The sequence below is a fragment of the Streptomyces sp. NPDC057694 genome (assembly GCF_042799415.1).
Classification (GTDB): Bacteria; Actinomycetota; Actinomycetes; order Streptomycetales; family Streptomycetaceae; genus Streptomyces.
In genome coordinates this window covers 156,160-178,224 of sequence record NZ_JBHVIX010000001.1, presented here as the reverse complement: position 1 = coordinate 178,224, position 22,065 = coordinate 156,160, and the positions used below count along the sequence as shown (strand labels likewise).

At 68.4% G+C, this 22,065-nt stretch carries 20 protein-coding genes and 1 pseudogene; 9 read left to right on the top strand and 12 right to left on the bottom strand.

What is annotated here, in order from left to right; genetic code table 11:
• Positions 1-94 precede the first annotated feature (94 nt).
• From ACFVDP_RS00895 to ACFVDP_RS00885, 3 genes are all read right to left on the bottom strand, one after another.
• Entirely contained in the window at positions 95-1,357 is a 1,263-nt protein-coding gene (locus tag ACFVDP_RS00895) for a DUF6357 family protein (RefSeq protein WP_383481104.1), read from the bottom strand.
• A 72-nt stretch (positions 1,358-1,429) separates the two neighbouring features.
• A complete protein-coding gene (locus ACFVDP_RS00890) occupies positions 1,430-2,083 on the bottom strand; it encodes a hypothetical protein (protein ID WP_383481101.1) in 654 nt (217 codons plus the stop codon).
• 125 nt (positions 2,084-2,208) lie between these two features.
• Entirely contained in the window at positions 2,209-2,361 is a 153-nt protein-coding gene (locus ACFVDP_RS00885) for a hypothetical protein (protein WP_383481098.1), read from the bottom strand.
• Positions 2,362-2,710: 349 nt separating this feature from the next.
• On the opposite strand from ACFVDP_RS00885, the gene ACFVDP_RS00880 reads away from it, so the two are divergent.
• Positions 2,711-3,184, top strand: a complete 474-nt coding sequence (locus ACFVDP_RS00880; protein ID WP_383481095.1) for a DUF6417 family protein — start codon at positions 2,711-2,713, stop codon at positions 3,182-3,184.
• A 63-nt stretch (positions 3,185-3,247) separates the two neighbouring features.
• Here the strand turns inward: ACFVDP_RS00880 and ACFVDP_RS00875 are convergent, their stop codons facing one another.
• Positions 3,248-4,291: an RNA-binding protein gene (locus ACFVDP_RS00875; RefSeq protein ID WP_383481092.1), complete on the bottom strand. Its 1,044-nt coding sequence runs from the start codon at positions 4,289-4,291 to the stop codon at positions 3,248-3,250.
• A gap of 98 nt (positions 4,292-4,389) precedes the next feature.
• Positions 4,390-4,962: a TetR/AcrR family transcriptional regulator C-terminal domain-containing protein gene (locus ACFVDP_RS00870; RefSeq protein ID WP_383484236.1), complete on the bottom strand. Its 573-nt coding sequence runs from the start codon at positions 4,960-4,962 to the stop codon at positions 4,390-4,392.
• Between the two features lie 80 nt (positions 4,963-5,042).
• Here ACFVDP_RS00870 and ACFVDP_RS00865 point away from each other — a divergent pair, with 80 nt between their 5' ends.
• Positions 5,043-6,290 carry an FAD-dependent monooxygenase gene (locus ACFVDP_RS00865; RefSeq protein WP_383481089.1) on the top strand — a complete coding sequence of 416 codons (1,248 nt, stop codon included), beginning with the start codon at positions 5,043-5,045 and terminating at the stop codon, positions 6,288-6,290.
• Positions 6,291-6,657: 367 nt separating this feature from the next.
• Positions 6,658-7,305 (top strand): hypothetical protein, encoded by a 648-nt coding sequence (locus tag ACFVDP_RS00860; protein ID WP_383481086.1) that lies wholly within the window; start codon positions 6,658-6,660, stop codon positions 7,303-7,305.
• A gap of 444 nt (positions 7,306-7,749) precedes the next feature.
• On the opposite strand, the gene ACFVDP_RS00855 is transcribed toward ACFVDP_RS00860, so the two are convergent.
• The gene (locus tag ACFVDP_RS00855; protein WP_383481083.1) at positions 7,750-8,370 is read right to left on the bottom strand and encodes a TetR/AcrR family transcriptional regulator; all 621 of its coding nucleotides are present in this window, start codon (positions 8,368-8,370) and stop codon (positions 7,750-7,752) included.
• A 147-nt stretch (positions 8,371-8,517) separates the two neighbouring features.
• Here ACFVDP_RS00855 and ACFVDP_RS00850 point away from each other — a divergent pair.
• Together ACFVDP_RS00850 and ACFVDP_RS00845 are read left to right on the top strand one after the other, a co-directional pair.
• A pseudogene (locus ACFVDP_RS00850) lies at positions 8,518-8,894 on the top strand (SIP domain-containing protein).
• A gap of 47 nt (positions 8,895-8,941) precedes the next feature.
• Complete coding sequence (locus ACFVDP_RS00845) at positions 8,942-11,125, top strand: 2Fe-2S iron-sulfur cluster-binding protein (protein ID WP_383481080.1); 2,184 nt, start codon at positions 8,942-8,944, stop codon at positions 11,123-11,125.
• 43 nt (positions 11,126-11,168) lie between these two features.
• On the opposite strand, the gene ACFVDP_RS00840 is transcribed toward ACFVDP_RS00845, so the two are convergent.
• On the bottom strand, positions 11,169-11,873 hold the full coding sequence (locus tag ACFVDP_RS00840) for an amidohydrolase family protein (RefSeq protein WP_383484233.1): 705 nt from the start codon (positions 11,871-11,873) through the stop codon (positions 11,169-11,171).
• Between the two features lie 296 nt (positions 11,874-12,169).
• Positions 12,170-12,769, bottom strand: a complete 600-nt coding sequence (locus ACFVDP_RS00835) for a nuclear transport factor 2 family protein (protein ID WP_383481077.1) — start codon at positions 12,767-12,769, stop codon at positions 12,170-12,172.
• A gap of 83 nt (positions 12,770-12,852) precedes the next feature.
• Here ACFVDP_RS00835 and ACFVDP_RS00830 point away from each other — a divergent pair, with 83 nt between their 5' ends.
• Complete coding sequence (locus tag ACFVDP_RS00830) at positions 12,853-13,740, top strand: LysR substrate-binding domain-containing protein (RefSeq protein WP_383481074.1); 888 nt, start codon at positions 12,853-12,855, stop codon at positions 13,738-13,740.
• 339 nt (positions 13,741-14,079) lie between these two features.
• On the opposite strand, the gene ACFVDP_RS00825 is transcribed toward ACFVDP_RS00830, so the two are convergent.
• Both ACFVDP_RS00825 and ACFVDP_RS00820 read right to left on the bottom strand, forming a co-directional pair.
• Positions 14,080-14,871, bottom strand: coding sequence for a GH25 family lysozyme (locus ACFVDP_RS00825; RefSeq protein WP_383481071.1), 792 nt, complete (start codon positions 14,869-14,871; stop codon positions 14,080-14,082).
• 766 nt (positions 14,872-15,637) lie between these two features.
• On the bottom strand, positions 15,638-16,288 hold the full coding sequence (locus tag ACFVDP_RS00820) for a TetR/AcrR family transcriptional regulator (protein WP_383481068.1): 651 nt from the start codon (positions 16,286-16,288) through the stop codon (positions 15,638-15,640).
• Positions 16,289-16,405: 117 nt separating this feature from the next.
• On the opposite strand from ACFVDP_RS00820, the gene ACFVDP_RS00815 reads away from it, so the two are divergent.
• On the top strand, positions 16,406-17,104 hold the full coding sequence (locus ACFVDP_RS00815) for a hypothetical protein (protein WP_383481066.1): 699 nt from the start codon (positions 16,406-16,408) through the stop codon (positions 17,102-17,104).
• Between the two features lie 183 nt (positions 17,105-17,287).
• On the opposite strand, the gene ACFVDP_RS00810 is transcribed toward ACFVDP_RS00815, so the two are convergent.
• On the bottom strand, positions 17,288-17,845 hold the full coding sequence (locus ACFVDP_RS00810; protein ID WP_383481063.1) for a TetR/AcrR family transcriptional regulator: 558 nt from the start codon (positions 17,843-17,845) through the stop codon (positions 17,288-17,290).
• Between the two features lie 131 nt (positions 17,846-17,976).
• Here ACFVDP_RS00810 and ACFVDP_RS00805 point away from each other — a divergent pair, with 131 nt between their 5' ends.
• Both ACFVDP_RS00805 and ACFVDP_RS00800 read left to right on the top strand, forming a co-directional pair.
• Entirely contained in the window at positions 17,977-19,005 is a 1,029-nt protein-coding gene (locus tag ACFVDP_RS00805; RefSeq protein ID WP_383481060.1) for an aldo/keto reductase, read from the top strand.
• A 202-nt stretch (positions 19,006-19,207) separates the two neighbouring features.
• On the top strand, positions 19,208-20,542 hold the full coding sequence (locus ACFVDP_RS00800; protein WP_383481057.1) for a hypothetical protein: 1,335 nt from the start codon (positions 19,208-19,210) through the stop codon (positions 20,540-20,542).
• Between the two features lie 481 nt (positions 20,543-21,023).
• Here the strand turns inward: ACFVDP_RS00800 and ACFVDP_RS00795 are convergent, their stop codons facing one another.
• Complete coding sequence (locus ACFVDP_RS00795) at positions 21,024-21,806, bottom strand: phosphotransferase (protein WP_383481054.1); 783 nt, start codon at positions 21,804-21,806, stop codon at positions 21,024-21,026.
• Positions 21,807-22,065 lie beyond the last annotated feature (259 nt).

The following is a 22,065-nucleotide window of genomic DNA, read 5'->3' as shown; positions in this document are numbered from 1 at the left end:
GAGGTCGAACAAAGCGCAGTGCGCGGGCTCCCGTACCTGCTCTGCCCAGGTTCTTCCGACCTTTCGACGGCGCGTGCGCGGGATCCCGCTGGGGCTACCGGGCGTTGCGTCGCCGACGCGCGCGCTCGAACTCGGCGACATCCGACATCCAAGGGCCGTGCTGTTCGAGTGCGGCGCAGCCGCCGCGGACGAAGGCGCTCACCAGTTTCCGGTACCCGCCGATCCCGTCGACCAGGCTGTACTCGACCCGGTACTCCGGATCCGACCCGCCTTCACCCTCGCGCAGCGTCGTGATCCGGGCGAGTGAGTCCGCGTAGAAGTGGAGCTGGATCCCTTCGCCCATCTCCTCGTCCTCGATGGTGAACACTTCGTTGTCCGCGGCAGAACGATCGCCGACGAACTCCCAGAACTCCGTGGCGGCAGTGCGGGGACTGTTCCGTAGCCACTTCTTCTCGACGCCCTTGTCGTCGGTGAACGACAGAGCTGTCTTCCTCGCGCTCGCGCCGAAGTCGGTGCGGTGGCCGGCAGACTCCTCGTCTTCCTCCATGGGTGTGTTCCTGGAGAGGTCCGCGGCCTCCGAGCACATCAGGAAGCTCACCGTACGCACCGCGTCATCGACGAGCTCAGGGTGTGCACGGCGCACGGCCGTGGCGACCGTCGTCTCCATCCGATCCCAGTCGCGCTTGTCAGTGGCGCGTTTTCCCCGTCGTGGATCGCGGCCGATCCGCATCCCGGCGCACGACTGCTCCGCAGTGGCGATCACTCGCATGACCTCGGGCAGCAGTGCGGGGGCAACGGCATCGGGTATCCGCCTCGGAACCGTTGCGCCGTGCAGATACTGGCCCGTGTACCTGAGAATCGCGGCGTCGAGTGGACCGAGTACTGCTCCGCGCTCGGCGCGACGGCGGTTCGCTTGGTACTCCTGAGCCCGCTTCCCGTTCGACGTCTCTGTCGCCCCGCGCATCGCCGCGCATACCTGACCGCGCTCAAGGAGACCGATGTCGGCCCCGTGGGCGATGAGTCGGCTCTTGTCCCATGGGATGCGCTGGAAGAGCGCGTCGACGTCCGCGGGCGCGGCAAGGAGGATCGGGTCCAAGAGCGCGACGGCAGCGTTCTCGTCGAGCCGGCCCCGGGTTCCGGCGGCATCGCACAGCTGAAGGACCGCACTCCACAGCAGCAGGTGTCTGGCCAAGTCGTCCTCGATCACCGCAAGATGGGCATCGCTGATCGAGAACGTGAACGTGCGAGGCTCGTGGTTGGCGTCTGCCCCGGCACCGAGCATCAGCTTCAGCTGACCGTCCTCGCGGATCACGTTCGGGATCCAGCCGCTTGCGCGCGTGAAAACGATGTCTCTCATGGACTCAGTCTTCCCCGGAACCGGACCGGACGGCAGCATGGTGATGTCGCAGCCCCACGCTGCACCGGCTGTTCACGACCACCGTGCACATTCGACGTCGAGACGTGTGTCGGTGCGCACCCAGACTTCGCCCCCGGCGGCCTCGGCCGGTGCCTCGACTCGTTCGATACCGAGGAACCCGATCAGCTTCAGAAGTTCGGCTCGTTCAGCCCGGTCATCGTCGACATCATGCGAGTCGAAGAAGACGTAGTACTGGTCGCTCGGGTCCACGCAGCCCGAATCCGCCCAGATCCGAGCTACCTCCTCGATCGCCGCTGCTTCCGTCCTGAACGTGGCCGCGCGGGCGGCACCACGAGTCTCCGGTGATGCGTCGAGGTCGGCGAGGTCGGAGAACCACTGGCCGAAGCGGTCGAGGCCGGAGAATCCGTTCTCGAAGAACAGCATCGCGCTCGGAAGGTACCGGTTGGGCCTGTCGACCTGGAGGTATTCCGACCGAGGTTGGCCCGCACCATTGATCCGGGAGATCACACCTTGCCCGGGCATGAGTACCAAACTCTGCCCCGACGGTTCATCAATGATGGTGTAGGTGTCAGCGTCTCGATCACGGAAGAACGCCGAGAACGCTACGTAGGCTTCCTGAGGGTCGCCCACGGAGACCTGTTGGTCGTTGCCATCACCGACAGCGAAGACGAACTGTTTCGGTCTGGGGTTGTACGGGCGAGCCATGTGCGTCCTTCGTTCAGGTGTGTCAGCTCCGCCAACGTAGTCGAATCAGAGCGGTTGGACCTGCTCTTCGTCGCCGACGAGAAGCCAGGAGAACCGACAGATCGTCCGGCCCCTCCTGCACGCCATCAGCCGTCGCACCCCGCCCGGCCCGCCTCGTAGGCGGCAATGGCAGCCTCCACCCGGCTGCGTACGCCGGGTTCACCGATGGACGCGATGACGCGGGCCTTCACCGTGCCCTCGACCAGGTTCAGCCGCGCCCCAATCCCGGCGATGAACACGGCAGCCGCGTATCTCGTCCTTCCGAAGGGGGAGTAAAGGACGTACAGATACCCGCCCCGGACCCCGACAGCGGGGCGTAGAGCCCCGAGTGTGCGCCGTTCGTCTCGCACACGCACCCACGCGCCTCCCCTATAGAGGGGCGCTCTCCGAAACCGCACCCGCCGGGCAGCACCGCACGTTAGCGTCACGCCATCGCGCAGACCGGGGAGGGCTGAGATGGGGCGTTCGGGCGGGCACATCGCGCTGCTGCTACGCGTGGCGGAAACGCAGCGGGAGCCGGACGGGTGGGCCACCTCCAGCCCTGGGCTTGACGCACGCACCACGGCCCCGCTCGTCAGGACCGGTTTGGTGAGAGAGGCGTCCGCCGAAGACCAGGCTGAGCTGTCCGCGAAGGCCGGCCGCCCCGTCTTGTGGGCGGTGCAGGTGACCGCCGACGGATGGGACGTGCTGCTCTACGCCCGCAGACGCGACGCATCGGCCACCACCGTCCCACCCGAACCGGGCCTGCAAAAGGTCGCCATGCGACGCACGGACCTTGAGATCCTCAAGCGGTGCGTCGCACTGAGCGGGCAGCTGCGCGGCGGTCCGGTCGCGGGACTGGAGGTGGCCGTGGAAGGCGCCCGCTTCCATGCCCCTTCCAACAGGTGGATCATGCACGTGGACGGTGCGCAGATGCACTCGATGGCCTACGCGTTCTTCCTGGAACGACACGGTGGTTCGGCGGCACCCGCCAACCGGTTCGCCCGCATCTACGGAGTGGTCTACCCGCCGCAGCCGCTGGACTTCACCCCCGAGGCGGAGCGCGAAACAACATCCCGATAGCCGTCGTCCAACCCTCCTACGGACTCTGCCCTCTCATCCCCACCGCGGACGAGCTCGGAGCGCTCACCCTTTGGTCTGGCGAAGTGCCCAGTCGCGGTCGCTCGGCGTCGGCTCGGTTCGCCAACGAGCCCGTAGGACTCCGTCGTTGTCGGGTAGGACAGCAGTGCACAGGGGCACGGATTCACCCGCATAAACAGAGAGGAGCGCGGCGGCACGAGCACGGGACATCCGGGCGGACAGTTCGGGGAACTCGGCTTCGTCAGCGATGGCGCTGCTGACGTTGCCGTCGTCGTCCTGCCACACGCCTTCGACGAGGCCATCAGCGGGCAGGGTTCTGAGGACGGCGTCGATGTCGGTGGACAGGGGCGGCCAGGCGGCGAGACGGGCTCTGGGGGTCAGTCCAGCGCGAACGGAGTCGATGGTGTCGCTGGTCAGGTGATGCCATCGTGAGGCGCCTTCCAGGTGTGTCTCTTCCAGGATCCCTGCGCGGCCGGTGGCGACTGCCCTGTGCAGGTCGGCCCAGAAGTCGTCATCGCCGGGCCGCTGGACGCCGTGCTCTTCCTCATCGGCCCTGAATGCGTACGGAGAGGCGTCCGCGCGTTCTGGGAACAGCCCGAGCGCCCGGGTGTGGGCCAAGGCCTCCTCGCAGGGACGGCTGCTGCTGATGTAGAGGTACTGGTCCCACCCCACGTGGACCGCGAACGTGCCGTCCACCTCCAGCCGGCACCAGGCGCCGTAGTCACGCAGCATGGCTCGCACCAGTTCCAGACCGATTCCAAGCGGTACTTCTGCCCCGTCATGAAAACTGGAAGGACCGCCCGGGAAGAGCGCGTTCAGCCCGAAGCCGTTCGCGGGAGGCTCCACACCGAAGTGCGCGACGGACGGGATCTGTGGTTCACGTACGGCCAGGTGGTCGACGCCGGTGTCGTCAGCAAACGCCGCGACTGCCTGAAGATATGACGCCTCGACCTCGCCGTGATCGCTGACGGTGTCCTCACTGCCGGTGTAATGCCCGTGCTCGTCACGGTCGGCGGGGTCGTACTTGGTGACGCGATAGACGTGGGGGAGCTGCACCGCCCCATCATCCAGCACGCTCGTGTCGCCCACGAGGAAATACGGTGTGACGGAGACAGCCCCCGTCCGACTCAGGCTGCATCACATTTGGCGTCGGCTGTGGGGCGCGTCGGGCGGCATTGCCGTCCGGCTCATTCCGGCCCGATGGTCGCGGTGTGCTGGGCGAGGCCACCGAGGATGAGCGTGAGGCCCGCCTCGAAGGCCTCTTCTTGATCGAGTACGGGAACGTCGTCCGGCAGGTCCTCGCCGTCCGGCGAGCCTGTGTCCGCCTGCTCCTCCAGGACGCATCCGACAGTGAAGCGGCTGGCGGCCAGCATCGCCATCTGCGCGTCCCGCTCCTGCACGCCGGAGGTGACCAGGAAGGCGATCTTGCGGCGGATTCGGTCGAGGTCGCCGGTCGGAGTGCTTCCGGCGTGCAGCCGGGCACCGTCGCGGCGCATCAGCAGGGTGCGGCGGAAGCTGCGGGAGTTGTCCAGGAACCACTCGCGCCAGTCGTCGTCGGGCGTCGGCAGCCGCGCGTCGGCGTGCGGCGCCATGGCCGCCTCCGCCATGGCCGCCAAGAGGTCCTTCTTGGTCTTGAAGTGGTAGTAGAGCGAGGGCTGCTCCACGCCTAGGCGCTTGGCCAGCTGCCGGGTGCTGACCGCGTCCAGACCCACCTCGTCCAGCAGATCCAGCGCCTCAGCGACGACGGTCTCACGGTTCATCTTGGTCACGTTGACAATCTATCGCCGATAGAAGACTCTGGAAACGAATCTATCACCGATAGAAAATGGAGTTGTCGGCTATGACGAACACCATCGCGAAGCGTTCGCTGCGCATCCTTGTCGCCGGTGGCGGCGTCGCAGGGCAGGCGCTGGCCTTCTGGCTCACCCGAGGCGGTCACCAGGTGACGGTCGTCGAGCGCTTCCCGGCGCTGCGCGCTTCGGGTGCGCAGGTCGATCTGCGCGGGCAGGGCATCGAGGCCATCGAGCGCATGGGGCTGCTGGAGACGGTGCGCGGTCAGCTGGTGGACGAGGCGGGCGTGGCCTTCGTCGACTCCCGCGGCAGGCCGAAAGCGACGATCATGGCGAACACCTCCGGCAAGGGCCGCCAGACCCTGACCTCGGAGTACGAGATCATGCGCGGCGACCTCGTACGCATCCTGCACCAAGCGACCAAGGACGACACCGAGTACGTCTTCGGAAAGAGCGTCGACGGCTTCGACCAGCACAGTGACAGGGTCACCGTCCACTTCTCGGACGGGACCTCCGGCGACTACGACCTGCTGATCGGCGCCGACGGACAGGGCTCGCGCACCCGCCGGGCGCTGCTGCCGGAAGGCTTCGACCCGTACTGGCGCGTGGGTATCCACATGGCCTACTGGTTCGTGCCGCGCATCGCCTCCGACAGCAACATCCGCGACACCTACATGGTCCCGGGCGGCCGCCAGATCATGCGGCGCAGCCACAACCCGAGCGAGACCCAGGTGTACTTCGTGATGCGCGAGGACTCGGCGGAAGCCTCCGCGATCCACCGCGCGCCCGTCGAACAGCAGCAGAAGTTCTGGGCCGACAGGTTCCGGGACGCCGGCTGGCAGACCGACCGCTTCATCGAGGGGATGAACGGTAGCCCGTTCTTCTACTCCCAGGAGATCGCCCAGGTGCGGATCGACAGCTGGTCCAAGGGCCGAGTGGCCCTGGCCGGTGACGCCGCGCACTGCGCCTCTCCCTACAGCGGCATGGGCATCTCCGGCGGACTCGTCGGCGCCCACGTCCTGGCCGGCGAGATCAACCGGCACGCGGACGACCTGCCGACCGCGCTGGCGAACTACGACCGCGTCCTGCGGCCCTTCGTCGACGAGATCCAGGGCGAGGTCAACCCCCGCATCCTGCGCGTGGGCATGCCCCTGAACAAGCACGCCATCAGCGCCTTCCAGAACGCCACCGCACTGGCCTGCTTCTTCCACATCCCCGACCTGGTCGCACGGTTCTCCAAGGAGGACCGCGGCGGCGACTGGCAGCTACCGGCCTACGCCGACGCCCTCGCCGCCTAGTGCTGCGTTCCTCGAAGGACGTACGCATGGCGGCGCCTTCGTGTGCGACTGGGAGGGGCTGGGCGTCCCCAGATCTCAGGATGCCCCTAAGGGGCAGCCACCGAGAGCGAGGAAACGCGGGGTGGCCCTCGAATTAACGGGAAATCGCGGAATCCGTAATGCCACGGCTTTCCCTTCAGATTTCTTCTCATTGATGACTGATCTGATCCTTGTCGCACCACGACGTCTCTATGCTGCTCAAGCTTCGCCATGAGGGCGTGGCGGCTGCCGACGCGCCCGGGGAGGGGTGCCGAAAGCGGTCTTGGGGGGTGCGGAGAAATTCGTCTCGCCACCCTGGTATCCGTGTGATGAAAGCCGAGGAATTCACGTGAGACGTACGACTTCCGTCCTGCTGTCCCTGACCGCCCTGGTGACGGTCACCGGTCTGGCCGTTCCCTCCGCGGTCGCCGCTCCGGTGTCCGATCGGCAGGCCGTTCCTGCCGGCTGGAAGGCGGTGGACGCGTCCGAACTGGCGCGCGTGACGGGCGGGGCGGATGCCCGGCGGACCTCGCGCGCCGCCGACGAGCCCGTGCAGCTGGCTCTGCAGTCGGCCCGCAACAACCGCTTCGTGGCCACCGAGGTGACCTACCCGGCCCCGAACACCGGCGTGCAGCGTGCCCGTTCCGCCGCAGTCGGCGGTTCCTGGGAGAGCTTCGCGTTCGAGTGGGACGAGGCCACCGCGACCTACGGGCTGCGCTCCCTCGCGAACAACCGCTACGTGGCCGTGGAGAAGAACTACACCGGTAGCGCGCAGAACATCCTGCGCGCCCGTTCCACGAGCGTGGGCGGCTGGGAGCGGTTCGCCCTGTACTACAACGCCGACCTGGACCGCTACGCGCTCCAGTCCACCCTGAACGGCCGCTTCGTCGCCATGGAGAACAGCTACACCGGCTCGCTCCAGTACGCGCTGCGCGCCCGCTCCGCCGATGTCTCGGGTTCATGGGAGGAGTTCTCCCTCTACAGCATCGGCTCCTGACCTGGCCCGCCGTGCCTCAGCGGTGAGATCCAGCAGAGCGGCGACGGCGGCCGCGCCCGGTTCGACGGCGTCCGTTCGCAGGGCGGGCGCCGTGCTCGCGACGTACTCGGTGTACGCGGTCGCGCCTCGTCCGCCGTTCTCGACGACGAGGATGCGGGGGCCGCTACTGCGTCGTCTGTGAGGTTCGCGCCGACCAGCAGGGGCCAAACGGAGAGAGGTGAGGTGACGCGTTGGTGCCGTGGCCCAGCGTGTCACCTCACCCCGGCCGCGCGGCAGTTGGTGCGCAGCATGTCGACTCCGGTACAGCGCGGCGCGTACGGCATCGGCCCACGCAATGACGAACCCGCGCAGACGGCTCCGGAGCGAGTTGTCGGATGCCGCCGCCGAAGCGTTCCGGTGGATCCCTCCACGGGTGCGGCTGCGGTTGAGGCCGTCCCTTGCGCGCTATCGATCGCCGCGCAGATAACGCGTGATCATGTCCACCAGTTCGCTCTCGAACGACTCGACGGGAATGGTCTGCGGGTCGGCCATGAGCTTGTGGGTGTTCGCCTCCACGGTGAAGGTGATCAGTTCGGCAGCGATGCCGAGGTCCCGTACGTGGACGTCCGGGTGACGGGCGAGGATGTCGCGGATCTGTGCGACGCGGCTGCGTCCATGTCGCTCGATCGCGTCGAGCAGTTCCTGGGAGACGGACGCCTCTTCGATCATGATGCGGAGCAGTTGAGGGTCGTCGCGATGATTGTCGATCGCGTCGCGGACCAAGGCCCCCACCATCGTCTCCAGGCTGCCGGCGGACAGGTCGATCTGATCGGCCTGGGTCCAGGTGCCGCGGTCGATGTGGCGCACCACCAGCTCGGCCAGGATGGCGTCCTTGTTCGGGAAGTACTGGTACAGGGATCCGATGGAGATCCGGGCGTGTTCGGCGATGCGGTTGGTCGTGCCGGCCGCATAGCCGTGCTCGGCGAAAACGTGAGCAGCGGCGGTGAGGATGCGCTCGCGAGTGAGTTCGGCCCGCACCTGGCGGGGCTTGCGACGTGGGCTGAGACGGCGATCGGCGGGCGGCATCGGCGGGGCTCCCCGGGGCGTGAAATGCGAGTAGTCAAAGACATGAAGTATTGCTCACAATAGTGCCATGACCTGCAAAAATACTGCCCTGGTCGACCGGGCGGGCGCCCGGTGATCCCCAAGGTTTCCCTGCCCGCGTGGCGTCGCATGATCACGCTGGAGGTTCGCCGCCGGGAGCTCGTCACGCCGGGCTTCGCGTGTGTGACGCTCGGCGGGCCCGCCCTGCGGATGCCGACCTTGTCGAACGACGCGCGGATCGCCCAATTCATGGTGGTGCCGAAGGCGGCCCGCCCGTGGGTGCGCAGTCTGACCGTCCGTTGCGCGAGGCCCTGCGGCCCGGCGCCCTGGTGCTGAACGCGGTGCGCGAGGCCGCCCTGCCTGCTGGCCGTTACTACGTGTGGGCCGCGGGCGAATCCCAGTTGGCCACCGAAGTGCGGCGGCACCTGGTCAACGACCGTGGCGTGCCCAAGCAGGACATCTCCTTCTTCGGCTACTGGCGCCTGGGCCGCTCCACGCCGGGATAGCACCGCGGGCACGACGCCTGTCCGTGTGAAGAACGAGAGGAATCCTTATGACCGCCCCACCCGACCGCTCCGCCCCGCGACGACTTGAAACGGTGACCGACATCGAGACGATCATCGGCCGCCCCGCATCGATGATCATGCTGAAGCAGGTCGGAGCGCTCGACGAAGGCTGCCGGGCCGTCCTCGCCCACAGCCCGATCGCGGCTTTCGGCTACCGGGACAGGGACGGCACCGGCAGGACGACGTTCGTCGGCGGGGAGCCGGGGTTCGCCCGGGCCCTCTCGGCCACCCGCATCTCGTTCTCCCTGCCCGGGACCGGTGACCCGCACGGTCCGGTCTCGCTGTTCTTCCTCCTGCCGGGCGTCGGGGAGGTCCTGCGCGTCAACGGCACGGCGGCCGGGCGCAAGGGCGCCCAGGCGTCCGTCGACATCACGGAGGCGTACGTGCACTGCGCGCAGGCCGTCCTCCGCTCGGGCCTGTGGAACCCGCCCGCCGCTCCGTCGCCGCCGGCCACCCGCATCGAGGGCGGCGGCCCCCTGTCGGGGCCGGGCATCGCCGACTTCCTGGCCGCGGCACCGTTCCTGGCGCTGTCCTCCTGGGACACCGCCGGTGGCAGCGACACCAGCCCGCGAGGTGACCAGCGGACGGTGGCGCGGATCCTGGACGATCGCACCCTCGCCATCGCGGACCGCAAGGGCAACAAGCGTGCCGACACCCTGCACAACCTGCTCCAGGACGACCGCCTTTCACTGGCCGCGCTCGTCCCGGGGCGCAGTGGCGTGCTGCACGTTCGCGGCCGCGGCGCGATCACCGACGATCCCGCGCTGCTGGAGACGATGGCACTGCGCGGAACGCCCCCGCACCTGGCACTGCTCATCGACGTCGAGCACGCGGAAGTCAACGGCAACGACGCTCTGGTGCGCTCCCGGCTGTGGCACACCGGCGCGCGCCCGGACCGTGCCACGATGCCGGATCTGATGGCGGTGGGAGCAGATCACCTCGCCGCCAATGCGTCCGGCGCCGACGGCGCACCACCAGCCTTCCTCCTCAAGGCCGTCGGCGCTGTGCCGGGGATGAGTCGGCTGCTGCGCTGGGGGATGGACCGCGCCTACCGGTCCGGGCTGCGGAAAGAGGGGTACGGTGACATCCGGCCCGGCGCGGGCGACCGCCGTGGCTCCCGGCACCGGCGTCCCACCGACGTCGTCGCCGGCGAGCCTGCACTGCGACAGGTGCGCGTCGCCGAGGTGCGCAGGGAGACCCCGAGCGCGATCACGCTCGTACTCGAAGACGCCGGTGGGCCTCCGCACCCCTTCGACTTCCGGCCCGGCCAGTACTTCACGCTCGTCGCCGACATCGACGGCCTGCCGGTGCGGCGGGCCTACTCGGCTTCGTCGGAACCCGGGGCCTCCCGTCTGGAAGTCACCGTCAAGCACGTCGAGGACGGCCGGTTCTCCACCCACGTGCACCGAGGTCTGCGCGTGGACGATCGCCTCGCCATACGCGGCCCCTCGGGCTCCTTCCACGCCCGACTCCAGCCCTCGGACGACACCGTGCTCATCGCCGCGGGCAGCGGCGTGACGCCGATGATGAGCATGATCCGCACACGGCTCGCCGACCGCCAAGGCCGCGACAAGATCGCACTGCTCTACAGCAGCCGCACCCTCAAGGAGATCATCTTCGGTGACGAGCTGGACCGGCTGGCGCACACCTTTCCCGACCGCCTGTCCGTCACCCACGTCCTGACCAGCGAAGCGGGGCGCCTCGACACCGACGGTGTGCGGCACTGGATCACCCAGCGGTCCCCGGCCCGTGACGCGCACTACTACGCCTGTGGACCCGACCCGCTGATGAACGCCGTCCAAGACGTCCTGGCCGGCCTCGGGGTACCGGACGAGCAGACGCATCAGGAGCGCTACACCAGCCGAGCGGACACCGGGAGCGCGACGACCGTGCCTCAGGAGATGCGCGTCGAGAAGGACGGGCACCCCCTCGCCACGGTGACGGTGGAACCCGGCCAGACGCTGCTTGAGGCGGGACTCGCCGCCGGGCTGGCGATGCCGCACTCCTGCACGGTCGGGAACTGCGGCGACTGCATGGTGCGGCTGCGTCGCGGAGAGGTCACACAGAACGAACCGAACTGCCTGACACCCCAACAGAAGTCCGATGGGTACGTACTGACCTGTGTGGGTTGCCCCCTGTCGAAGGTCACCCTCGACATCACCGACCCGTGACCGTCGACGCGGCGGTCAGGCTCAGCGGCCCCGGCGAAGCTGATTACACCCCCAGCAGCCGTTCGGCGTTGCGGTGGGCGATGTCGAGCTTGGCGTCCGGGGACAGGTCGCAGTTCTCCAGGAAGTCGCGGGCGCCCTCGTTGCCGACGAAAGGGTAGTCGACCGAGTAGATCATCCGGTCGGTGCCCAGGACGTCGGTGCAGAAGCGCAGGTGCGGTGCCGTGAACATCCCGCTGGGCGTGTAATAGACGTTCTGGCGCACGTAGTCGCCGATCGTCCGGTCAAGTCCCGTCGCGCGCCGGGGCAGAGCCTCGTCGAGGCGGTCCAGGAACCAGGGGACCATCTCGCCCCAGTGCCCGAGAACAAACTGCAGATCCGGGTAGCGGTCCAGTGCTCCGCTGAGTACGAGATGGAGGAAGTGGATGCCCGACTCGTTGTGCCACCCCCAACCGGCGGTGGCGAACCGCGTGGCGACCACGGGATCGAGGCCTGCCTCGTAGTTGACCGCGCTGGTGCCGCGGGTGGGCGGGGCGGGATGGAGATAGATCGGGACCCGCAGCTCGGCCGCTGCCCGCAAGATGGGGTCGAAGCGTTCGGCGGACAGGAACTCGTCGTCCGTACGGCCGTGGATGAGCGTTCCGACATGCCGAGCTCCTCGACGGCGCGCTTGAGCTCGGCCGGTGCCCGGTCCGGAGCGGACGTGGGCAGCGAGGCGAACGCGGCGAAGCGGTAGGGGTGTCGTCCGCAGGCCGCCGCCAGCCGGTCGTTGACGGCCCGCACAAGTGCGGGCGCCACGTCGGCCGGCAGGAACTGCGTGGTGAGGTTGGACAGCACCTGCATGTCGATGCCGTGCGCGTCCATGTCGGCGATGCGCCCCTGGTCGAGGTCTTCCAGTTCCTCGGCCGTCGGGCAGTAGGGCAGTCCGCCGGCCGGCGCGTACGCGGACCCGAAGTGCGGGCTCACCTCCGCCGCGCGCCCGGCGGAGGCCTGCGCCACCGCGGTGTCGAGGGTGTGCTCCTCAATGGTGATCAGCTTCATGACGTCTCAGGCTCCGGCTTCTTCGCCGAGCCAGGCGAAGGCCGACTCCTTGATGTCGCGTTCGAGTTCGCTGCCCTGCGTCGCGAAGACGCGCGCGACCGGGAACCCGCTCCGGTCCAGTACGTAGGCCAGCGCGCCGTACTCACGGGGGTACTTGGCCACCACCTCGGCGTCGACCTCCGTGATCCCGGCGGGGAAGGTGAAGGTGGCGAAGTCGTACACGCTCTTGCGGTCGACGATGCCCCAGACGCCGTCCCGGCGCTCCAGCCGGTCGATGAACCGGTTGTGGCCGTTGCAACCCAGGTTGATGCTGCTGTTCTCGGCGACGATGACCGCGTTGGTCTCGCTGACCGCCCGAGTGCCGTCGGCCGAGAAGGTCACGCTGGGGGCGGTGATGAGGTGCTTGGTCCGCAGGTCGGTGGTGGCCATGCGCGCGGACGCATCGACGAAGGCCGACGCCGCGCCCTCGAACCAGGTGATCTCGATCCTGGCGTCCGGGTGGAACAGTTCCCTGAGCCGGTCCCACCGGCCCAGATCGCGATGGATCCAGCCGGTCATGAGGTCGGCGATGTCCTGACGGTCCTGAAGTGTGGTCGATGCAGACATATCCACAGTCTCCGCCCCTTCCATCGATAGATCCAATTGATAGATCTGATCTATTCTTCGCTGAGAACGATCGGAGGTCGGGCGTGGAACTTCGTCACCTGCGCTATTTCGTGGCTGTCGCCGAGGACTGTCACTTCGGCCGTGCGGCCGCACGGCTGCACGTCACCCAGTCGACGCTGAGCACCCAGGTGAAGGCGCTCGAGAGGGAGGTGGGCGGCCCCGTTTTCGTCCGCACCAGTCGTCGCGTCGAACTGACGGAAGCGGGCGAGCTGCTGCTCGTCGAGGCGCGACGCACACTCGCGCAGGCCGGTCGCGCCCTGGACGTCGCCCGGCAGTCGGTCAGAGGTGAGACCGGCGCCGTACGGATCGGTTTCTCCGGAATCGCCGTGCTGGAAGGCACTCTGTCCGCGGACCTGCACCGCTTCCATCTGGCACACCCGCGCGTGGAACTCCACGTGACCGAACTCCCGCCCGCCGCACAGGTGCAGGGCCTGCGCGACGGCACGCTCGACATCGGATACAGCCCCGACAACGGGCTGGGCGACGTGGATGACCTCGTGGTGGGTCGAGGCGTGCGGACGACCCTGTCGATCGCCGTACGCCACGATCATCCACTGGCCGCCGCCACTTCTGTCGCCCCCGCCGACCTGGAGGGCGAGAACCTCGTCGTCTACGCGGCCGACGAGAACGACAAGAACGTGCTCGATCGGCTGGGGGCCGGGCAGTGGGCGCGCGTCCATCTGGTGACCGGCACGCTCGGCGCGCTCCTGCTCGCCTCGGCGGGCGTCGGCGTGGCCCTCGTCCCGGCCGCCACGGAACGCATCGGACTGCCGGAGATCGTCTTCCGGCCCCTGCGCGACCTGGCGGCCGACGTGGAGGTGGTGCGGCTCAGCCGTCCCGACGAACTCGCGGGCCCGGTCCGCGCATTTGTCGGCTCGTGGGACCGGACCGCCCGGGTCACCCGGTCCTGACCGGAAGTTGCAGGTACAACGTGTGGTCGCCGCCGGGGTGGATGACGTGCCGGCCACTGCTGGTGGGGGCGTACTCGCGGATGCCGGGCATCATCGTGCCCGGGAGCGACCGGCCGCTGATGACGAGCCGGAGCTGTTCTCGACTTCGGCGAGGTTCACCTGTCCGTCGGGCCGCAGTTCGTCATCCTGAATCGCGCGCCCAGGCCCAGTCGTTGTGCCCGGCTGGACCGTCGACCTGAACGCCGTTTCTGAGCAGCCCAGATGACCTGCTCAGACCCGTGGCGCCGTCCACGCCCGGGTTGCAGCCCGGGCGTGGTCACGGTGCACAGGCGCCCGCTGTCACGCGGTGTTGTTGGCCAGGGCCAGCAGGCGGGAGCGGTCACCACTGACGCGGTCGCGGTCGACGTACCCGGAGATGCCGCGCACCGAGCCGGTGGCCGTGTGCTGCCAGATCGTCCAGGACGGGAAGCCCGACGGGATGCGGGGACCGCCCGCCGAGGTCCAGTGGGCCACCCAGAGCGGGCTCCTGGAGGAGAGGCCGGCCCAGCCGCCGGTGCAGAGGTTCCACCAGCTCGCGCTGGTGTAGATCGCGACGTCGCGGCCGGTGCGGGCCTTGTACGTGTTGGCGAAGTCGAGGATCCAGGACCGCATCGCCGCGCGCGTCTTGCCGTAGCACGTGCCCTCGATGTCCAGCACGCCGGGGAGCGTCATGTTGTCGCGGGACCAGGCGCCGCCGTTGCCGACGAAGTGATTCGCCTGCGCCGCGCCCCCGGACGAGTCGGGCCGCGCGAAGTGGTACGCGCCCCGGATCACGCCCGCGTTGTGGGCGCCCAGGTAGTTGGTTCTGAACGTGGGGTCCTTGTACGTGGTTCCCTCGGTCGCCTTCATCCAGGCGAACTCGATGCCCGCGCCACGGACCGCGGGCCAGTTGATGCCGCCCTGCCAGCTGGAGACGTCCACGCCCATGGGGTTGGCCCGGGGGTTCGCGTCCGGCGCCACGTCAACGCGCCACTGGCGTGTGTCCGCCTTGAAGTCCTTGCCGTCCTGGACATAGCCGACGCCCATGTATCCCATGCCCGGCGGTATCGCGCCGTTCGACGGCAGTGGCGTCGAGGAGGCTGTGCCCGACATCAGGCTGAGGGTCAGTGCGGCGCTCACGCCGACAACACCGGCCGCGGTACGAGCTCGCTGTGTGGATCTGGGGGAAAGACTCCGGGGGAACAAGGCATCCTCCTGCTTGGTGGGTGTGGGGGGTGAGATGCGGTGGTGACGAGTGGTCTTCCGGTGCGGTGGATCCTGGCGCGCCGAAGCGAGGGGCGGCGGGACGGACAGCAAGGAGGCGTGCGTCGGGCAAGGAGCGGCCGACTGCACGCTTCCCATAGAGGGATCTACGCGCGCGTGGCTGGCGCGAACACGGCGCAGCCAGTCACAGGAGTGAGCGCGCGTAAACGGTTCTCCGCTTCGTCGGCGGCCTGGACCACCATGGGCTCTGGTGAGCTGCTGCGGAGACGGATCAACTTCAGTAGTACGTCGTCAAGTGCTCTAAACGGAACGGCAGTTGGCAACACGAGGCGGCGAGCCGATCGGCGCGAAAACCGCACGGAACCCGCTTGGGACAACCAGCCGTGACACGGCGGAGGGGGACACCCTGCTCATGCCCACAGCGAAGCGGAATCCAAACCGATGCGGGAGAACGGGCCCGGCATGTTCGCTTCCAGCGGCCTCAGTTGGCGAAGATTCCGCCCGCTTGGGCGTCCCCGGGTGCTGCGCCTGGCGGTGCTGGTCACCGTGGCTGGTGTCGAGGACTCCACCGCCGGCCACACCCTGCTCGAGCGGACCTACGGCTGGCTGATGCTCCACCGCCTAGCCCGCGTCTACGCCAGGATGAAACGACCCCTCAGGTGCGGGCGGTGCCCCGGCTGTCGGGTGTGAGGAGGTAGGCGATCGCCATGTCGCCGAGTTCGTCCGCGTAGCGGTATTGCGCCGCCTTGCCGGTCGCCGGGTCGGGGCGTACGGAGTTGTGGAAGCAGGCGCCGAGGAGGGCGCGGGCCGCGGTGTCCAGCGCCCTCTGCGGATCGGAGCGACGGATCTCGTCCGCGTAGGGAGCCGCCGCTTCGAGCAGGAGCCGGTGGAGCTCCGTGATGGTGTGGGCCCCCCGTTCAGGGGGCTTGGTGCCTCGCGCGCGCAGCAGTTCGGGGAAGAGTTTCGCGCTGTCGGCGAAGGACTGCAGCAGGGCGTGCGCGTAGGCGCTCAGGACGCCGGCGAGTGACGGCTCGGCCTTGCGGAGTCGCTCGGTCACATACTCCTCGCGCCGGTCGAGCATTCGCTCCGACAAGGCGCTTATCAGCTGCTCCTTGTCCTCGAAGCGACGGTAGATCGTGCCGACCGAGACGCCGGCGCGGTCCGCTACGCCCGCGATCGTCATCTCTTCCAGGCCTGACGACGTGGCGATCTCCTCGGCCGCCTGCAGTACGCGAGCCAGTGTCGCGGCGCTGCGCGCCTGCTGAGGCTCCCGGTACGGCGCCGGGCGGTCTGGTGCGTCGGTCATGTACCGCATCGTATCGGCGGTGATCTCGGCCCGAACGATTGACAAGCGGTGCACCCCTCCGCGTACTCTCCTGACGTGAATGTGAATTCGCATTCACATAATGATGGAGGTTGAACCATGACCGACCAGCAGACTTCCCCTGCTGTGACCGTGGCGCTCGAGTCGGGGCCGGCCGGCCCCGGGAGCATCGACGACTTCGAGCTGTTCTACGCGCGCCGTGCCCTTGACCGTTTCAGGACGCGGCTGGGCCGCCAGGGCCTGCTCGATCTGCTGGCCGCGGACATAGAGGAAGGCAATGCCTTCCTCCGCGAGTGCGCGCGTACCTCCGACGGTGAGTTCCACGGGGGCACGACGGTGCTCACCGCGCGGGGCCTGACGTCGGCAGAGTTCCTGGCCTGGATGGACGGCGCCTTCGCGGGCGACGACACGCGCCCACTTCTCGCGGCGCACCCCGAGCATTACGTGATGGGCACCGACGACATCGGGGCGCGCGTGGTGGAGAACATCGGCCCCCACGTCTGCTCCTTCTACATGGGCGGCTGGGGCACGGCCGCGATGGCCTGGGCGGAGGACGCGGCCGAACTCCTCCCGGAGTCGGAATTTCCGCGCAAGATGTCCTCCAACCTCTTCCTGGAGGACGGCACCGTGGTCGGACGGGCGTTGATCCAGTTCGGCGACACCGCCGACGGCTTCACCGCGAATCTCACGGTCTACTTCCCCACGTCCTGCCCCAGGGGTGTCCTGGACCACCACCTGCGGCACTACGCCGTCGAGTTCAGGAACTGGATCGTCGCCGCGGCGGCTGCCCGGTCCTGAGCGACACGGGCGACACTCGTCGCCGGTTGACGTCGTCAGCCGGACGTCGGGCGGCTCCGTCTCGATGAAGCGCGGCCGCCCGACGCGCCGGAGCGCTGCGCTCACGCCGATCCCGCTCCACGGCAGTCGCCGCACGGCAGGACGAGCACAGGGGGCAGCCGGTGAATGGGCCGGGGCGGCGCATCAGGGTGTGCGCAGCCCGTCGAACATGACGACCAGCATCCGGTGGCAGGCGTCCGGCGCGTCGATCGATGCCAGGGCGAGACCGGCGGCCATGCGCAATACGTCGCGGGTTTGGACGTCGTGCCGTACGGCGCCGTCTGCCTGCGCTGCGGAGACGAGCCGGTCCGCCGCTTCGCTGAACCGCTTTTTGCTCTCGGAGAAGACTTCGGGTGCCGTGGCCAAGGCGGTGTTGAGCGTCGTGGCGAGGCCGGGCCGCTGCTGGGCGGGCACGAGCACGTCGCGAACCCAGCGCTCCAGGGCTTCCAGGGCGGGCAGACGTTCGGCCAGCTCAACGGCTTGATCGGTCAGCTGGCTGATGTCGTCGCGGTAGACCGCCTCCACCAGCACTTCCCGGTTGGGGAAGCGGCGGTAGAGGGTGCCGGCCCCGACGCCGGCGCGCTGTGCGATGACGTTCAGGGAGACGTCGGGCCCCAGCTCGGCGAATGCCGCGCGCGCGGTGGCGACGATGTGCTCGTGATTGCGACGCGCGTCGGCGCGCAGAGGCCGTTGCTCGCTCAACGGTGTACCGCCCCTCCCTCTCGATAAACGGACAACTTCTCCGCTTCGCTTTGCGTAAGTGGATAGCTTCTCCGTATAGTAGCCGCGAAGTAAACGGAGAGCCTCTCCGCTTCGATGGTATTGGAGCCCTCGTGCAGTACCGCACTCTCGGCCGTTCCGGCATCAAGGTGAGCCCCTACGCGCTCGGCGCGATGAATTTCGGGGCCATGGCCAACAAGGACCACGACGCCGCGGCCCAGATGATCCACCGGGCGCTCGACGCCGGAATCAACCTGATCGACACCGCGGACGTGTATTCCGTCGGCGAGTCCGAGGAGATCGTCGGCAAGGCCATCCAGGGGCGGCGCGACGACGTCGTCCTGGCCACGAAGTTCTCCAACCCCATGGGCCACGGCCCCAACCAGGGCGGCGGGTCCCGCCGCTGGATCACCACCGCCGTCGAGAACTCGCTGCGCCGCCTGGGCACCGACCACATCGACCTGTACCAGTACCACTACCCGGACGACTCCACCGACTTGGAGGAAACCCTCGGCGCCCTCACCGACCTCGTACGAGCCGGAAAGATCCGTGCGATCGGCACCTCCAAGCAGCCCGCCGCGGGCATCGTGGAGGCGCAGTGGATATCCGAGCGCAAGGGCTTGGCGCGGTTCCGCTGCGAACAGCCCCACTACTCGATCCTCAACCGGGAGATCGAGCGCGAAGTCCTGCCGGCCACGCAGCGCTACGGCATGGGCACCATCGTGTGGAGCCCGCTCGCTCAGGGCCTGCTCACCGGTCGGGTGCGCAAGGGGCAGCCGTCCACCCTCAACCGTGGTGGTCAGTGGTTCGGGCACCTGAGTGATGAGCGCCGTATCGACGCCGTCGAGAAGTTGATCCCCATCGCTGGACAAGCCGGGATCTCACTGACGCACATGGCCATGGCCTTCGCCGTCGCACACCCTGGCGTCACCGCGGCGCTGCTCGGCCCGCGCACCATGGAGCAGCTCGACGATCTCCTTGCCGGAGCCGAGGTGAGCCTGAGTGACGACGTTCTGGACCAGATCGACGCCGTCGTCGCACCCGGCACAGGAGTGGGCCGGCTCGACATGGGCTACACGCCCGGGGTCCTCAAGGACGCGTACTTGCGCAGGCGCCCGATCGGCCACCGCGCGGCCGCGTGACTGGCCTGATGTAGCTCCGGCTCGGAAGGCCCGAAAGACGCGGCCTCGTGCTGCCCGTCCCCGGGTCACCCGGCCGGCCTCACCGGTGCCCCGCGCGACTGCCGCTCGGCGCGGCTCGACATGCGGCGGCGGCCGGGGCACCGGATGCTGGTGGGCGTCCGGACTCCGATCGCGTACGAGGTTGCTCATGACGCCGCAGGGGATGCCTGAGGGACCGCCCGGAGGCCGGCCGTCCTGGGGGCGGTCCAGGATCATCACCCTCGCCGTCGCCGTCGTACTCCTGGCGATCGCCGCCGTCGCCGCCGCGACCATGGACGACGTGGTGCAAGACCTCCAGGGGACCGGCATGCGGTCCAATCTCACCCTGGTGTGCGGGGTCGCGGGCCTGGCGGTGCTGCTGGCCGCCCTGCTGTGGCCGAGCCCGACCCGGCTGCGCTCGCTGGCCTGGTTCAGTGCCGGAGTGAGCCTGCTGTGTGTGGTGGCCACTGTCTTCATCTGGGTGTGCGTGGCCCAGAACGACCAGGTGCACGCGGCCCCCGGCACCGTGGTGTCGGACCGGGCCCAGACCGATCGGGCCCTCGCCCGGCAGGACATGAAGGGCCGCAAGGGCATCCCCACTGGCCTCATGATCGAGACGATGCAGTACACGGACAGCAACAACGTCAAGCTGACCGGCTACATCTGGCAGCGACTGCCCAAGGCCGACGCCGAGACCGCGCAGGTCGAGCTGCCCGACGCCGTAGATGGCGGGGTCGGAGACGAGATCTACCGCGATCCGGTGGGCGGCGGCGAGGAGGTGGTCGGCTGGAAGCTGAGCACCACGGTGCGGGAGAAGTTCGACTACCGCACCTATCCGCTCGACCGCCAGGTGGTGTGGCTGGTCATGTGGCCGAAGGACTCGGGGACCACCGCGCTCGTGCCGGACTTCGAGGCGTATCCGCCATGGGACTCCCACCAGAAGTACGGGATGTACCAGCACATCGTGAGCGGCGAATGGCAGCCGCGGTTCACCACGTTCAGCCTCGGCCACTCCAACGAACGCACCAGTTACGGCCGCCCGGACGTCCGCCTCGACGGCAGGATCCCGGAACTGACGTACTCGATGGGCCTCAACCGGGCCTTCCTCAGCCCGCTGCTCGACCGTCTCGTCCCGCTGATCGTGATCGCGATGCTGGTCTTCGCGTCCCTGTTCGTCGTCACCAAGGACTCCGACCGGCGCTCCCTGTCCGGCTTCAGTACCTGGGCGGTGATCGGCTTCTGTGGGTCGATGATGCTGGTGGTGTCGGTGCAGCACAGTTCGCTGCGGTCCGCGACCGGGTCCGCCGGGGGCATCGTCTACGCCGAGTATTTCTACTTCATCCTCTACCTGGTCATCGGCCTGGTGGCGCTGAACGCGGTCGAGCACACCTCCGAACGGCGCTTCCGCCTCGTGGACTGGCGCGACAACAGCGCGGCCCGGCTTCTCTACTGGCCGGTGACGTGCCTGCTGCTGTTCGCGGTCACGACCGCGGTCTTCGTCATCGGCGACGTGTCTTAGGGCTTGTCCGATGGGGCGGGTCAGCTGTTCAGGGCAGTGCCCCAATGAGCGGCTGTCGGCGGTGAGGTGGATCCACCGTCCACCGGCCACGCCAGAAGGTTCTCGAACAAGGGGGTGTACGCGGCGTAGCCGAGCTAAGAGGCGAGCCCGCTCCGCCGCGTCAAGGTACAGCGCGTCAGCCACCGCGTTCGGTGCGGAATCCGAGGCCCGTGCCAGGTGCCGGAAGCGTGACGCTTGCACGAACGTCTCCCGGGGACCGATGGCAGGCAGCAGACTCGTCCTCACGGCCCTTCGTCTCGATCGGTGCACCTCGGTCGGAGCACGTGACCAGGCGAAGGCCACTTCAATGTCCGTCAAATGCCAAGGTGAGTGATCCAGTTCGAGATGTCGTTCGATGCCGGGAGCCGGGAGCCGGGAGCCGGGAGCCGGGAGCCGGGAGCCGGGAGCCGGGAGCCAGGAGCCGGGCACGGGCGCTGATGCCTCAGCCGGCGAGCAGGGCCTGCATCCACTGGTCTTCGCGTTGTTCGATGTATTCGGTGTCGTTTCGCCATGCGTCGCCGTGGCCTTCGGCCCACAGCCGTGCCCAGGGCTGGGTTCCTTGGGCTGCCTGGTCGCGCAGGAAGTTGTGCATGGAACGCGTACGGCGTCCCAGTAGAGGCACCAACCGGCGGCGTTCGGACTCGGCCAGACCGTAGGCGTCGGCGAAGATTCGCATTCGGTGCGCCGCGTTCGGGTTCTGCCAGTCCGGATGGGCGGACAGGGGGATGAACCCGTGCATGGCGTAGGCGACGTCCCACAGGCGTGAGCCGGGGCCGGCAGCGTCCCAGTCGATGAAGGCCCACCGTGCCTGGTCCGCGACCACGAGGTTCCAGGGGGCCAGGTCGTTGTGGGCGATGATGTCGCTGCCCTCAGCGGGGATCAGGGTCTGCCACCGCGCATCGGAGGACGCCGTGAAGTCCTGCACGGCGTCGTGGAAGTCCCGGATCAGCCGTGCTACGCGAGCCAGTTGTCGCGCGGGTTCCATCAGCGAGAACCGGTCGGGCCAGATCACATCTCCAGGCATGAAGGTCAGGACCTCACGTCCCTGATCGTCGATGCCGAGCGGGCGGGGCGCCGCGCCGAATCCGACCTCGTGCAGGTGGGCAAGTAGGGCATGGACAGCGGGAGTCCATGGTCCGGTCGGACGGCGAACGGTGTCCCCGATGCGAACGACACCGTCACTGACGTTGCCACCGGACAAAGGCAGTTCATCATCGTGCCGCATCGAACCAGTGTGTCGGATCAGCTCGTCATGATCACCCCATTAAGGGGGAGTGTCAGAGTGGGGACGGAGGTTGAGGAACAAGCTGAACTTGAGTTTTGACCTCGGTAACTACGGTTCGACGCCGACCAGGCCCATGTGAGGTGATCTCTTCAGTTCGCATGGCATGCATGCCGTCCGCGTCGGACTCGGGAAGCCCGCCTCGCCGGCGCGCGAACGTCTGGACGGGCCCTGGACGGCGCTACTCAACACTCGGCCCGCC